The sequence below is a fragment of the Stutzerimonas sp. FeSN7 genome, assembly GCF_030263795.1.
Taxonomy (GTDB): domain Bacteria; phylum Pseudomonadota; class Gammaproteobacteria; order Pseudomonadales; family Pseudomonadaceae; genus Stutzerimonas; species Stutzerimonas stutzeri.
Map to the genome: position 1 here is coordinate 3,593,748 of NZ_JARPMN010000001.1, position 14,026 is coordinate 3,607,773.

At 65.1% G+C, this 14,026-nt stretch carries 15 protein-coding genes; 6 read left to right on the forward strand and 9 right to left on the reverse strand.

The window, feature by feature from the left end:
- Positions 1–25: 25 nt before the first annotated feature.
- From mreD to mreB, 3 genes are all read right to left on the reverse strand, one after another.
- On the reverse strand, positions 26–514 hold the full coding sequence (gene mreD / locus P5703_RS17125; RefSeq protein WP_011912205.1) for a rod shape-determining protein MreD: 489 nt from the start codon (positions 512–514) through the stop codon (positions 26–28).
- Positions 511–1,482, reverse strand: coding sequence for a rod shape-determining protein MreC (gene mreC, locus P5703_RS17130; protein WP_125919666.1), 972 nt, complete (start codon positions 1,480–1,482; stop codon positions 511–513). Before mreC ends, mreD begins: the two co-directional genes overlap by 4 nt.
- Positions 1,483–1,607: 125 nt before the next feature.
- The gene (gene mreB, locus P5703_RS17135) at positions 1,608–2,645 is read right to left on the reverse strand and encodes a rod shape-determining protein MreB (protein ID WP_003292433.1); all 1,038 of its coding nucleotides are present in this window, start codon (positions 2,643–2,645) and stop codon (positions 1,608–1,610) included.
- 319 nt (positions 2,646–2,964) lie between these two features.
- Here mreB and gatC point away from each other — a divergent pair, with 319 nt between their 5' ends.
- The 6 genes from gatC to P5703_RS17165 all read left to right on the forward strand — a co-directional run bounded on the left by gatC (position 2,965) and on the right by P5703_RS17165 (position 8,993).
- The gene (gene gatC / locus P5703_RS17140) at positions 2,965–3,252 is read left to right on the forward strand and encodes an Asp-tRNA(Asn)/Glu-tRNA(Gln) amidotransferase subunit GatC (protein ID WP_011912202.1); all 288 of its coding nucleotides are present in this window, start codon (positions 2,965–2,967) and stop codon (positions 3,250–3,252) included.
- Positions 3,253–3,266: 14 nt separating this feature from the next.
- Positions 3,267–4,718 (forward strand): Asp-tRNA(Asn)/Glu-tRNA(Gln) amidotransferase subunit GatA, encoded by a 1,452-nt coding sequence (gene gatA, locus P5703_RS17145; protein ID WP_041755888.1) that lies wholly within the window; start codon positions 3,267–3,269, stop codon positions 4,716–4,718.
- 13 nt (positions 4,719–4,731) lie between these two features.
- Positions 4,732–6,177, forward strand: coding sequence for an Asp-tRNA(Asn)/Glu-tRNA(Gln) amidotransferase subunit GatB (gene gatB / locus P5703_RS17150; protein ID WP_011912200.1), 1,446 nt, complete (start codon positions 4,732–4,734; stop codon positions 6,175–6,177).
- 138 nt (positions 6,178–6,315) lie between these two features.
- Complete coding sequence (locus tag P5703_RS17155) at positions 6,316–6,717, forward strand: septal ring lytic transglycosylase RlpA family protein (RefSeq protein ID WP_013981909.1); 402 nt, start codon at positions 6,316–6,318, stop codon at positions 6,715–6,717.
- A gap of 70 nt (positions 6,718–6,787) precedes the next feature.
- A complete protein-coding gene (locus tag P5703_RS17160; RefSeq protein WP_011912198.1) occupies positions 6,788–7,873 on the forward strand; it encodes a calcium/sodium antiporter in 1,086 nt (361 codons plus the stop codon).
- Between the two features lie 34 nt (positions 7,874–7,907).
- Complete coding sequence (locus P5703_RS17165; RefSeq protein ID WP_013981908.1) at positions 7,908–8,993, forward strand: calcium/sodium antiporter; 1,086 nt, start codon at positions 7,908–7,910, stop codon at positions 8,991–8,993.
- A gap of 39 nt (positions 8,994–9,032) precedes the next feature.
- Here the strand turns inward: P5703_RS17165 and P5703_RS17170 are convergent, their stop codons facing one another.
- The 6 genes from P5703_RS17170 to P5703_RS17195 all read right to left on the reverse strand — a co-directional run bounded on the left by P5703_RS17170 (position 9,033) and on the right by P5703_RS17195 (position 13,900).
- Complete coding sequence (locus P5703_RS17170; protein ID WP_014595935.1) at positions 9,033–9,458, reverse strand: bactofilin family protein; 426 nt, start codon at positions 9,456–9,458, stop codon at positions 9,033–9,035.
- Between the two features lie 16 nt (positions 9,459–9,474).
- Positions 9,475–9,831, reverse strand: coding sequence for a hypothetical protein (locus P5703_RS17175; protein WP_011912195.1), 357 nt, complete (start codon positions 9,829–9,831; stop codon positions 9,475–9,477).
- Complete coding sequence (locus tag P5703_RS17180) at positions 9,812–10,786, reverse strand: M23 family metallopeptidase (RefSeq protein WP_014595933.1); 975 nt, start codon at positions 10,784–10,786, stop codon at positions 9,812–9,814. Before P5703_RS17180 ends, P5703_RS17175 begins: the two co-directional genes overlap by 20 nt.
- A gap of 197 nt (positions 10,787–10,983) precedes the next feature.
- Entirely contained in the window at positions 10,984–11,925 is a 942-nt protein-coding gene (locus P5703_RS17185) for an AEC family transporter (RefSeq protein WP_013981904.1), read from the reverse strand.
- Positions 11,926–12,052: 127 nt separating this feature from the next.
- Positions 12,053–12,613 carry a response regulator transcription factor gene (locus P5703_RS17190; protein WP_011912192.1) on the reverse strand — a complete coding sequence of 187 codons (561 nt, stop codon included), beginning with the start codon at positions 12,611–12,613 and terminating at the stop codon, positions 12,053–12,055.
- Positions 12,614–12,646: 33 nt separating this feature from the next.
- Positions 12,647–13,900, reverse strand: coding sequence for an ATP-binding protein (locus P5703_RS17195; RefSeq protein ID WP_285588340.1), 1,254 nt, complete (start codon positions 13,898–13,900; stop codon positions 12,647–12,649).
- Positions 13,901–14,026: the final 126 nt, after the last annotated feature.

The following is a 14,026-nucleotide window of genomic DNA, read 5'->3' on the forward strand; positions in this document are numbered from 1 at the left end:
GACCGGATGCGCAGCGCGCGGAGGATCAATAAACGGCAAAACGCTGGCGCATTCCTTGCAACGCCACGAAGACCCATGGCCAGAGCAGCGCGCTGATGGGCACCGGCACCAGAAACAGCAAGGTCGGCGGACGATTGCCGGTCAGCGTGTTGAGCCAGAGCTGGACCAGCTGCGCGAGGCCAAGCACGACCAGCAGCACCATGCTCTGCTGCCACAGGGGAAACATGCGCAGACGCTGCTGCAGGCTCAGCACCAGAAAGGCGATGAGAATCAGCGGCAACGCGCTCTGGCCGAACAGGGTGCCGGCGAGCACGTCCTGCGCCAGCCCGAAGCAGAAGGCTGCACCCAGGCCGCCGCGATGCGGCAACGTCAGCGACCAGAAGGCAATCACCAGGCCCAGCCACAACGGCCGGGCGATTTCCGCACTGCCGGGCATCGGCGCGACGCTGAGCAACAGTGCGAGCGTCAGACTGAACCAGATGACCCAACCGTTGTTCGGACGCCCACTGATCATTGTCCCGCCTCCTGGGCTGGTGCCGCCGGCGCGGCACCGGCGGCCGGTTGTGCGCCTTCGGCAGCGCTGCCGGACTCGCCAGGCGCCTGGCTCGCCGCGGCCCCTTCGGCGGCAGCTTTCTGATCGGCGTCGGCCTGCGCTTCGGCGGCAGCGGCAGCCCGCTCTTCCGGTGTCCGCGAATCACTGAAGACCAACATCAGGTAGCGGCTACGATTGAGCATTGCCGTCGGCACCGCACGCACGATGGCGAAGGGCTGACCGGAGCCGTGCACCACCTCGGTCACCTGCGCCACCGGGTAACCGCTGGGAAAACGCTGCCCGAGCCCGGAGCTGACCAACAGGTCGCCGGCCTTGATGTCGGCGGTCTCGGCCACGTGGCGCAGCTCGAGGTAGTCCGGATTGCCGGTTCCCACCGCAATGGCGCGCAGGCCGTTGCGGTTGACCTGTACCGGAATGCTGTGGGTGACGTCGGTCAGCAGCAGGACCCGCGCGGCGTACGGCAGCACTTCGACCACCTGCCCCATCAGGCCGCTGGCATCGAGCACCGGCTGCCCCATGAACACGCCGTCCTTCTCGCCCTTGTCGATCAGGATGCGGTGGGTGAAGGGGTTGGGGTCCAGGCCGATCAACTCGGCAACCAGCACCCGGTCGTCGACCAGTGCCGAGGAGTTGAGCAGCTCGCGCAAGCGCACGTTCTGTTCCGTGAGCGTGGCCAGCTTCTGCAGCCGCCGCTGCATCAGCAGCGCCTCGGCCTTGAGCCGCTCGTTCTCTGCCATCAGGCTGTTGCTGGTGGCTATCTGGGCAGTTGCCCCGCGCCAGATACGCACCGGCATATCGGCGACCCAGTAGAACGGCGTCAGCACCAGGCCCATCTGGCTGCGGACGGTCTTCAGCGCGTCGAAGCGGGCATCCACCACCATCAGCACGACACAAAGCACGACGAACGCCAACAGGCGTACGCCGAGCATGGGTCCTTTGGCAAATAGCGGCTTGATCGCGACTACCTCTTGGCTGATGGCTGGGGCTAAACGCGACAAGCCGAAAGCCGGCGCAACCGGAGCTTTCGGCTTGTCATGAGCGACGAGGCGCTAACTCACTCAGTGGACAGCAGGTCCATGGCGTGACGATCCATCATTTCCAGCGCACGACCGCCGCCACGGGCAACGCAGGTCAGCGGCTCTTCGGCAACGATCACCGGCAGACCGGTTTCCTGGGCCAGCAGCTTGTCCAGATCACGCAGCAGCGCGCCGCCACCGGTCAGTACCAGACCGCGCTCGGCGATATCGGAGGCCAGTTCCGGCGGCGACTGCTCCAGGGCACTCTTGACCGCCTGAACGATGGTCGCCAGGGACTCCTGCAGGGCCTCGAGCACCTCGTTGGAGTTCAGCGTGAAGCTGCGCGGCACGCCCTCGGCCAGGTTGCGGCCGCGCACGTCCACTTCACGCAACTCGCCGCCCGGGAAGGCGGTACCGATTTCCTGCTTGATGCGCTCGGCGGTCGATTCGCCGATCAGGCTGCCGTAGTTGCGTCGCACGTAGGTCACGATGGATTCGTCGAAGCGATCGCCACCGACCCGCACGGATTCGGCGTAGACCACGCCGTTGAGGGAGATCAGCGCGATCTCGGTGGTGCCGCCGCCGATGTCCACGACCATCGAGCCACGCGCCTCGTCCACCGGCAGGCCGGCGCCGATGGCTGCGGCCATGGGTTCTTCGATCAGGAACACTTCCCGCGCGCCGGCACCGAGAGCCGACTCGCGGATCGCGCGACGCTCGACCTGGGTCGACTTGCAGGGTACGCAGATCAGCACACGTGGGCTGGGCTGCAGAAAACTGTTCTCGTGAACCTTGTTGATGAAGTACTGCAGCATCTTTTCGCAAACGCTGAAGTCGGCAATCACACCATCCTTCATCGGGCGGATCGCATTGATGTTGCCCGGGGTACGGCCCAGCATGCGCTTGGCCTCGGTGCCTACGGCGACGACGCTTTTCTGGTTGCCGTGGCTACGGATGGCGACCACCGACGGCTCGTCGAGAACGATACCGCGATCGCGCACATAAATAAGGGTATTGGCAGTGCCCAGGTCGATCGACAGATCACTGGAAAACATGCCACGCAGTTTCTTGAACATGGGAAAAGGGCCCTGGGGCAAACGCGTGGGGAAAAAAGTGCCGCAAACTCTAACAATGGTGCGAACTTAGGGCAAGGCGCGAGTCCGCCCGCGTAGCGCCAGACGTGAGCCATTACGCGCTAGGCCGCAACATGGCGCCACAAGGGGCGCGCATTGGCCGCAGTGCCCTGCGCACGCTACCGATAAGCGCCTGGGGCATGTAAGATTGACGGCTTTTCCGGGCCCGAAAGCCCATTGCTGCGGCCAAAACCCGCGCCGCCACGCGCCCCGTCAATCGACGGAAGGTGCAGCCCGATTCGCTTTCCGCTGGAGATACCCGATGGCGCTTGAACGCACCGAGGTGGAAAAGATCGCTCACCTGGCCCGCCTGGGCCTGTCTGAAGCCGACCTGCCCCGCACCACCGAGACCCTCAACAATATCCTCGGCCTGATCGACCGCATGCAGGCGGTCGACACCACCGGCATTGAGCCTCTGGCTCACCCGCTGGAAACCACCCAGCGCCTGCGCGCCGACGTGGTCACCGAACGCAATCAGCGCGACGCCTACCAGGCCATCGCACCGGCCGTGGAAGAAGGCCTGTATCTGGTTCCCCGGGTGATCGAGTGATGAAGGACACCGCCATGCACAACCTGACGCTCGCCGAGATTGCCCGCAACCTCGCGGAGAAGCGCTTTTCTGCCGAAGAGCTGACACGCACCCTGCTGGCGCGCATCGAACAGCTCGACCCGCAACTGAACAGCTTCATCAGCGTCACCGATGAACTCGCCATCGCCCAGGCGAAGGCCGCCGATGCGCGTCGCGCCGCCGGCGAGAACGGTGCGCTGCTCGGTGCGCCAATCGGTCACAAGGACCTGTTCTGCACCCAGGGTATTCGCACCAGCTGCGGCTCGAAGATCCTCGACAGCTTCAAGGCGCCCTACGACGCCACTGTGGTGGAACGCCTCGCCGCCGCCGGCACGGTCACGCTCGGCAAGCTGAACATGGACGAATTCGCCATGGGCTCGGCCAACGAGTCGAGCTACTACGGCCCGGTGAAGAACCCCTGGGACCTGTCCCGCGTACCGGGCGGTTCCTCCGGCGGTTCCGCAGCGGCCATTGCGGCACGTCTGCTGCCAGCTGCCACCGGAACCGACACTGGCGGTTCGATCCGCCAGCCGGCCGCGCTGACCAACCTCACCGGTCTCAAGCCCACCTACGGCCGCGTCTCGCGCTGGGGCATGGTGGCCTACGCCTCGAGCCTCGACCAGGGCGGCCCGATGGCGCGCACCGCTGAAGACTGCGCGCTGCTGCTCTCGGCCATGGCCGGCTTCGACCCGAAGGACTCGACCAGCGTCGAGCAGCCGCTGGATGACTACCTCGCCGCCCTTAGCCAGCCGCTCGCCGGCCTGCGCATCGGTCTGCCGAAGGAGTACTTCGGTGCCGGCCTCGACCCGAAGATCGCCGATGCCGTCATGGCGTCCGTCGAGGAGCTGAAGAAGCTCGGCGCCACGGTCAAGGACATCAGCCTGCCGAACATGCAGCATGCGATTCCTTCCTATTATGTGATCGCGCCGGCCGAGGCCTCTTCCAACCTCTCGCGCTTCGATGGCGTGCGCTTCGGCTATCGTTGCGAGAATCCGGTCGATCTGACCGACCTCTACAAGCGCTCGCGCGCCGAAGGCTTCGGCGACGAGGTCAAGCGGCGCATCATGGTCGGCACCTATGCGCTGTCGGCCGGCTACTACGATGCGTACTACCTCAAGGCCCAGAAGATCCGCCGCCTGATCAAGCAGGACTTCGTCGCGGCCTTCGAGCAGGTCGACCTGATCCTCGGCCCGACCACGCCGAACCTGGCCTGGAAGCTGGGCGAGAAGAACGCTGATCCGGTTTCTGCCTATCTGGAAGACATCTACACCATCACCGCCAATCTCGCGGGCATACCGGGCCTGTCGATGCCGGCCGGCTTCATCGACGGCCTGCCGGTGGGCGTGCAACTGCTCGCCCCGTACTTCCAGGAGGCGCGCCTGCTCAACGTGGCGCACCAGTATCAGCAGGTCAGCGACTGGCACCTGCGCGCCCCGGCCGGATTCTGAGGAGATCGAACAGATGCAATGGGAAACCGTGATCGGGCTGGAAATCCACGCACAGCTCAGCACCCAGTCGAAGATCTTTTCCGGCAGCGCCACCACCTTCGGCGCCGAGCCCAACACCCAGGCCAGCCTGGTCGACCTCGGCATGCCCGGCACCCTGCCGGTGCTCAACGCCGAAGCCGTGCGCATGGCCTGCAAGTTCGGTCTGGCCATCGATGCCGAGATCGCCGAGAAGAACGTCTTCGCCCGCAAGAACTACTTCTACCCCGACCTGCCCAAGGGCTACCAGACCAGCCAGATGGATCATCCCATCGTTGGCAAGGGCCACCTGGACATTACCCTGGAAGACGGCAGCACACGCCGCATCGGCATCACCCGTGCCCACCTGGAAGAGGATGCAGGCAAGAGCCTGCATGAAGACTTCCATGGCATGAGCGGCATCGACCTGAACCGTGCCGGCACACCGCTCCTGGAGATCGTCTCGGAGCCGGACATCCGCAGCGCCAAGGAGGCCGTCGCCTACGTCAAGGCGATCCATGCGCTGGTGCGCTACCTGGGCATCTGCGACGGCAACATGGCCGAAGGTTCGCTGCGCTGCGACTGCAACGTTTCCGTGCGACCAAAGGGCCAGGCGGAGTTCGGCACCCGCGCCGAGATCAAGAACGTCAACTCCTTTCGCTTCATCGAAAAGGCGATCAACCACGAGGTGCAGCGTCAGATCGAGCTGATCGAGGACGGCGGCAAGGTGGTGCAGGAGACCCGCCTGTACGACCCGAACAAGGACGAGACGCGCTCCATGCGCAGCAAGGAAGAAGCCAACGACTACCGCTACTTCCCCTGCCCAGACCTGCTCCCGGTGGTGATCGAGCAGAGCTTCCTCGATGAAGTGCGCGCCAGCCTGCCCGAGCTGCCTGGCCAGAAGCGCGAGCGCTTCGAGCGCGAGTTCGGTCTGTCCACCTATGATGCCAGCGTGCTCTCGGCCAGCCGCGAGATGGCCGACTACTTCGAACAGGTCAACGCCACCTGCGGCGATGCCAAGCTCGCCGCCAACTGGGTGATGGGCGAGCTGTCCAGCCTGCTCAACAAGGAAGGCCTGGACATCGAGCAGTCGCCGGTAACAGCCGAACAGCTGGGCGGCATGATCCTGCGCATCAAGGACGACACCATCAGCGGCAAGATCGCCAAGATGGTCTTCGAAGCCATGGCCGCCGGCGAAGGCTCGGCAGACGAGATCATCGAGAAGAAGGGCCTCAAGCAGGTCACCGACTCCGGCGCCATCGAAGCCATGCTGGACGAAGTGCTGGCGGCCAACGCCGAGCAGGTCGAACAGTACCGCGCCAGCGACGAAGCCAAGCGCGGCAAGATGTTCGGCTTCTTCGTCGGCCAGGCGATGAAGGCTTCCAAGGGCAAGGCCAACCCCGGCCAGGTGAACCAACTGCTGAAGAAGAAACTCGAAGGCTAAGCTGAGCGAAGCGACGCCACGGTTGCAGCCCCTGCAGCCGTGGCGTCGCCGCATCGAGCCCTCGGCGCTGCCCGAACTTCGCCATGCCTGCCGCGGGCTTTCGCCGCTCGAGCGATCGACCCAACGGAAGGATTCCCCATGCGACTGACTCGCTTCACCGCCCTGCTGGTTCTGGCCCTGCTGGCCAGCGGCTGCGCCGAGCGTCAACCGACGCAGCCACCGCAGGCATCACCCCCGACACAGGAACGCTTCACCCAGAGCGGCAAGGCCTCCTATTACGCGCGCATGCATCATGGGCAGCGCACGGCCAATGGCGAGACCCATGATCAGAATGCACTGGTCGCCGCCCATCGCAGCCTGCCGTTCGGCACGCGCGTGCGAGTGACCAACCAGCAGAACGGCAAGCAGGTAGTCGTGCGCATCAACGACCGCGGACCGTTCCGTCGTGGCCGCATCATCGATGTCTCCCGCGCCGCGGCTGCGCAACTGGACATGCTGGACCGCGGCGTGGTCCGCGTACGTATCGAAACCCTTCCATGAATGAGCCGATTTCGCCCCTGAACCCGATGACGACCACAGAATCCATTTTTGCCCCCACCGGAGCGCATGCATGTCGCTGATCACCTTCGCCTACCTCATCGGCGGCCTGGTGCTGCTCGTTGTCGGCGCCGAAGCGCTGGTCCGCGGCGCCGCCCGACTGGCCAGCCGCTTTGGCATTCCACCGCTGATCATCGGGCTGACCGTGGTCGCCTTCGGCACCAGCGCACCGGAAACGGCGGTCAGTGTGCAGGCCTCCCTGGGCGGCAGCGGCGACATCGCCGTGGGCAACGTGATCGGCAGCAATATCGCCAATATCCTGTTGATCCTCGGCCTCTCGGCGCTCATCGCTCCGCTGGTGGTGTCCCGCCAACTCATCCGGCTTGACGTGCCAGTGATGATCGGCGCCGGCCTGCTCTGCTACGCGCTGGCCTGGAACGGCAGCATCAGCCGCCTGGATGGTGCCCTGCTGCTGATCAGCCTGATCGGCTACACACTGTTTCTGGTGGCCGCCAGCAAGCGCGAGAAGGCGCCGGCCGGAGACGACGAGTTCGCCACGGAGTTCGGCCCGGACGAGAGCGACAAGCCCTTCGCCTGGGTGTTCCAGCTGTTGCTGATCCTGCTCGGCCTCGGCCTGCTGGTCGGCGGCTCGAATCTGCTGATCGAAGGCGCGGTCGGCCTGGCGCGGGCGCTGGGCCTTTCGGAGCTGGTCATCGGCCTTACGGTGGTAGCGGTCGGCACTTCGATGCCGGAGCTGGCAACCTCGGTGCTCGCGGTGATCAAGGGTGAGCGCGACATCGCGGTGGGCAATGTGGTGGGCAGCTGCATCTTCAACCTGCTGCTGGTGCTCGGGGCAGGTGCGGCGGTCGCGCCAGGCGGCCTGTCGATTTCGCCCAACGCACAGTCGTTCGACTTTCCGGTGATGCTGGCGGTATTCGTCGCCTGCCTGCCGATCTTCTTCTCCGGTTACTGCATCCGTCGCTGGGAGGGGCTGCTGTTCTTTGCCTATTACGTCGCCTACACGCTCTATCTGGTCATGTTCGCCACCGGGCTCGGCGCCATCGACCTGTTACGTGATGCAATGCTCTGGTTCGCCTTCCCCTTGACGGCCGTCACGCTTTTGGTGATCTTCCTGCGCGCTTGGCGCCACCAGCGCTGAACCCCGATCCTTTTCCTTAGTGGAGCCCTCTATCGTGACCCTGATGACCTTCGTCTATCTCATTGCCGGCCTGGTGCTGCTCGTTGCCGGCGCGGAGGTACTGGTACGCGGCGCAGCCAGGCTCGCCGCGCAGTTCGGCATTTCGCCGCTGGTCATCGGTCTGACCGTGGTCGCCTTCGGCACCAGCGCACCGGAAACGGCGGTCAGCGTGCAGGCTTCGCTCAATGGCAGTGGCGATATCGCCATTGGCAACGTGGTCGGCAGCAACATCGCCAACGTGCTGCTGATCCTCGGCATGACGGCGCTGGTTGCGCCGCTGGTGGTGTCGCGCCAGTTGATCCGCCTCGACGTGCCGATCATGATCGGCGCCAGCCTAGTCACCTTCGGCCTGGCCTGGGATGGCCAGCTCAGCCGCATCGACGGCGCCATCCTGTTCAGCGCCGTGGTGATCTACACCCTGTTCCTGGTGATCAGCAGCCGTCGCGAGAGCGCGGCCGCTGCCGATGACGAGTTCGCCAAGGAGTTCGGTCTCGACGAACCGGCCAAACCCCATGCCGGCCTGATCAATGCCGGCCTGGTGCTCGCTGGGCTGGTACTGCTGGTCGTCGGGTCCAACTTCCTGGTCGAGGGTGCCGTCGCGCTGGCACGCGCGCTCGGCCTGTCGGAACTGGTCATCGGCCTCACCGTGATCGCGGTCGGCACTTCGCTGCCGGAACTGGCCACATCGATCATGGCGGCCTTCCGCGGCGAGCGTGATATCGCGGTGGGCAACATCGTCGGCAGCAACATCTTCAACCTGCTCTGCGTGCTAGGCCTGGCCTCGCTGGTTTCGCCGCAGGCGATCGGCGTGTCGTCCAACGCACTGGCGTTCGACTTCCCGGTAATGATCGCGGTCGCCGTGGCCTGCCTGCCGATCTTCTTCGCCGGCTACTGCATCAAGCGCTGGGAAGGCGCGCTGTTCCTCGCCTACTACGTGGCGTACACGCTGTACCTGGTACTGACCAGCACCGGTCGACCGTTCGCCGAGACCTTCGGCGATGCGATGATCGGCTATGCCCTGCCGCTGACCGCCATCACCCTGCTGGTCATCGCCGCCCGCGCCTGGAAGGTCCAGCGCTAACGCAGAGGACGCCTGGGCGGGCCGGAGCGGCCCGCCCGTTCAGCCTTCGCGCACCTGCGGCCGAGGCAGTTCGAGCACCTGCGCCGTTTCCTCTTCCTCCCCCATACGGCTGAGGGTGCCTTCGACCACGGCGCCATTTTCCATGCTCAGCTGGCGATAGCGGATATTGCCGCGAACCCGCGCATTGGAATGCAGCTCCAGCAGATGCTCGACAACAAGATCGCCAACGATGGTGCCGTCGATCAGCGCATCGTAGCTGCTGACATTGCCCTCGATCCGGCCCTCGGCGCTGAGGGCGAGCAGGCTGTGGGTGCCGGCCTTGTGGCGAACATTGCCTCGCACCTCGCCACTTACCTTCAGCCCTTCTTCGAACGTCACGTCGCCGACGAGCGACAGGTTGCCGGAGATCAGGCTGGAAAACTGGTCAATGGTGACGCGCGCCACCGGCTTCTTCTTGTTGAACATCACTCACTCCAGAAAGTTAACGAGCCTTCTTCTGTTGCCGGAAGAAGGCCAGGTCGGTCTGCAAGCGCTCGACCTGCGCGGAAAGGGTGGCGATACGCCGTAACAGCTGCTCCTCGGTGGCCTGGGCTTCCTGCCGCTGCAGCCGGGCATGCTCCAGTTCGGTGCTGAGCGTCAGGTTTTGCTGGTGCAGCACTTCGATCTGCCGCGCCTGGGCCGCCTGCTCGTCGAGCCGCAAGTACAACAGTGCGCCAATAACGCAAAGCAAGGCGAGGATGATCAGGCGCCCCGCGCGAGCGCCGCGTGCTGCCTGCAGCCGATGTTCGGCACGTACCAGCTCGCGCGTGGACGGCCGCCTAGTCTTCAGCCAGGCCATCGCTGGCGCGCTCCAGATCGCCCAGTGCCAGAAAACGCTGTGGATCGACGAAGCGCCCCTTGTGCAGCACTTCGAAGTGCAGATGCGGGCCGGTCGAACGCCCCGTCGACCCCACCGCCCCGATGCGCTGCGCCGGCGTGACCACGTCGCCCTTGCGTACATCCAGCCGCGACAGATGAGCGTATCGCGTGACCAGGCGGTTGCCATGATCGATCTCCACCAGCTTGCCGTATGCGCCACGGTAGCCGGCGAAGCGCACCCGACCGCCGGCGGCCGCAACCACATCGGAGCCGCTCTTCAGCGCGAAGTCCACGCCAGAATGAAAGGCCAGGGTCTTGCGGAAGGGATCGATGCGATTGCCAAAGGCAGAGCCCAGGCGCGCCTCGCCCACCGGCCGCCGGGATGGGATCGCCATCAGTGCCGCATTGCGCTCGGCCACCCGCTGCATCAGGCCATCGAGCAGCACGCGCATGCAGCGCGCCGAGGTCTCGCTGCGCCGCAGATCGGCCAGGGTCAGCGTCTCGCCATCCTGCGACAGCTCGCCGGCGCAGCCGCGGGGCGGCAACAGCACACCGCCCTGCCCTGCGCCGACGGGACGTTCCGGCGCCAGCACCGGCAGCAATGTCGGATCCAGCGCTGACAGCTGACCGTGCAGCTCACGCTGCTGGTCCAGCATCTGCTGCAAGGCGAGCAGATCGGACTCGAGGGATTTCAACCGGCCGACCACCTCGCCGACACGCGCAATGGCGAAGCGGCCCTCATCGGCGAGAGCAGGCTCGTCCAGCTGGACGCTCTTCTGCGGGCGCAGGTCGCTGCCAACCCAGACGCCGCCGGCGAAGCTGCCCAGACTCAGGCCCAGCACCAGAACAAGGCCCGGCACTGCCAGCCGCCGCAGATTCACCACGCGGATATCGTCACGCGTCAGCGACCGGTTCGAAGGTGTGAAAAATGCCATGAAAGATTTCCTGGAACACAAACCGGCTGCCTTGCTGGCATGCCGTCGAACGTTCCGGGCAATTTGACGGAAACGCGGTTTTTTTTCTGAGGTCTGATGACCGATTACGACCATGGCGCAGCGATTCTTAAGCCATAAAGCCGATATCGATCACATTGACGATGAACGGTAGCCGTCGCACCGTACTGATGGACGACTCAGGTCCAGCCCAGCCATCCCAGCACGAACAACCCGGCATTGATGCTAAGGGCCGCCATCAGTGTGGTGATGACGATGATGGTGGCGGCAAGCTGGTGATTGGAGTTGACGGCACGCGCCATGACGAAGCTCGCCGCGGCCGTAGGGCTGGCGAAATAGAGAAACAGGATGCCCAGTTCGGCATTGCGGAACCCGCAGGCCCAGGCACCGAGCGTTGCCAGCGCCGGCAGCCACACCATTTTCATCAGGCTCGAGCTCAGCGCGCTGCCGCTGCTGGTACGCAGCGCGTCGAGCGACAGCGTGGCACCAATGCAGATCAGCGCCAGCGGCAGCGTCATCTGGGCGAAGTACTGCCCGGACGTCATCAGCCAGCCCGGCAAGGCGATCTGCCAAAGGGCGAACGGCACCGCGGCGACAACACCGATGATCAAGGGATTGCGCAGGATGCTGAGCAGGATGTCCTTCGCCCCGACCTGGCCGTTCGGACTGTAGATGGCCAGGACCATCGCCGAAAGGCTGTTGTAGACCAGGATCACCACACCGGCCAGCACTCCGCCGACCGAGAGCCCGTAGTCGCCGTAGAGGCTGCTGGCCAAAGCTAGCCCGACGATGCCGTTGTTGCCGCGAAAGGCGCCCTGAACGTACACACCCCGGTCGGACACGGGGCAGCGCCACAGCGCCCAGAGCCAGGCGACGAAGAAGGTGGCTATCGTGGCGACGACGAAGTACAGCAATAGCGCAGGCTGCAGCGCCGCATTCAGGTCGGCCTTGATGATGGAGATGAACAGCAGGGTCGGCATGGTGCCCTTGAACACCAGCGCCGACGCGGTATAGACGAATGCTGAGTCGATCCAGCCGAGGCGCTTGAGCGCGACGCCGAGAAACAGCATGGCAAACACCGGAGCGGTAACGCTCAGGGTCTGCAGGATGAGGGGAAGCATGGATGACGCCTGCGACTACGGAAGCGCAAGCATAAAGCATGAGCGCCGCCCGGGCCCAACCGCCGCAGAGTGGACGGTCAGCCCCTGACGCTCGCCAGGCGGACGTGCCTGGCGCTGGTGCGTTGGCTCAGCGACGAACCGGTCGCTTCTGCAGCTTGCGTTGCAAGGTCCGCCGATGCATCCCCAGCGCACGCGCAGTGGCGGAGATGTTGCCGTCGTGCTCGCTCAGCACGCGCTGGATATGCTCCCACTGCAGGCGATCGACCGACATCGGGTTTTCCGGCACCAGACTGTCGAGGTCGGCATGCTGCGACAGCAGCGCGGCCAGCACATCATCCGCATCGGCGGGCTTGCACAGGTAGTTGCAGGCACCGCGCTTGATGGCTTCCACCGCCGTGGCGATGCTGGAGTAGCCGGTCAGGATCAGCACCCGCATCTCCGGGTCGAGCTCGAGCAGCTTGGGCAACAGCACCAGGCCCGAATCACCCTCCATCTTCAGGTCGAGGACCGCGTAATCGGGAACGTCCTGCTTGGCCAGCGCCAGGCCCTCTTCGGCCGAACCGGCGATACTGACCTGCAGTCCGCGACGGCTCATGGCGCGCGCCATTACCCGGGTGAACGTGGGGTCGTCATCCACCAGGAGCAGATGAGGCTGTTCCTCACCCTCTTGCTGCAACTCGTCGGTCATCTGTGCATTTCCTCGCATTGGTCACGATCAGGTTCACGCGCGTACCGAGCCGTGCGGCAGGCGCAGCTCGGTCAGTGTGCCACCTTCTTCGTGATTGTAGAGCTTCACCGTGCCGCCAGCGCGGGTGACGCTGGCCTGACTGAGAAACAGACCAAGGCCGAAACCCTTGCCCTTGGTCGTGATGAAGGGGCGGCCAATCTGCTCGGCAATGGCCAGCGGCACGCCGGCGCCATGGTCGCGAATGGTCAGCCGGATCCACTGCGCATCCCAGTCCAGACGAATCTCGAGATCTTCCGGACTGGCATCGGTGGCGTTGTTCAACAGGTTGAGCAACGACTGGCTGAGGTCCGCCGGTGGCATCAGCTTGGGCGCGCTGCCAAGGCCCACGCAGTGGAAGCGGTAGGTGGCCTCGGGACGCATGAGGTGCCAGCGCTGCAGCACCGATTCGACCCACTCGCGCGCCGTCTGCTCGACCACGGCCTGCCGCCGGTCCGCCTCGGCGGCGCGAACCAGCTGGCGCAGGCTTTCCTTGCAGAGCTGGACCTGCGACTGCAGCAGGCCGAGATCCTCGTTCAATTGCGGGTCGCTGTATTCCTGGCGCAACTCCTTGAGCAGCACGCTCATGGTCGCCAGCGGCGTGCCCAGCTCATGGGCGGCACCGGCGGCCTGGGTCGCCACGGCCAGCAGCTGCTGGTCACGCATGCTCTCCTCACGTCGCTGGGCCTGCTGCTGCTCCTGACGACGCAGTTGCTCGGCCATGCGCGCGACGAAGAAGGTGATCAGCGCCGCCGCCAGGGCGAAGCTCAGCCACATGCCGTAGACCTGCAGCGTGGCGCGCTCGAACGGCGGCAGGGTGAGCGGGTCGTACCACACCAGCATCAGCGTGTAGCCCAGCAGCGCCAGCCCGGAAAGCACGATGGAATACAGCCAGGGCAGTGTCGCCGCGGCGATGGTCAGCGGAACCAGGTAATAGGAGACGAAGGGGTTGGTCGAACCACCGGAGTAGTAAAGCAGGGCGCTGTGGATCAGCAGGTCGCAGCCCAGATGCACCGCATATTCGAGCTCGGTGACCGGCCAGGGCCCGCGCAAGCGCAGCGCCGTTCCCAGGCAAAGCACAGCGGACACCGCCAGGGTGATTCCCAGCGCCAGCCAGGGCAGCGTCAGCAGCTGGGTTGCGTAGGCCACACCCACGGCACCGGACTGTGCGGCCAGCACCACGATGCGAATTAGGGTCAGAAGCCGAAGGTTCTGCCGGCTGGCGGACAGCAGCGGGACGGATGCGTACATGGAGTCTCCAACAATTCGGCGGAGTATAACCAAGCCGTTCGCAAGCCAGCCCAAAATGCGGCAACTCGACGCACGGACTGCTGCACACATTCGCTGGCGGAGTTAGAGTCTTGAGCTACCGCACCG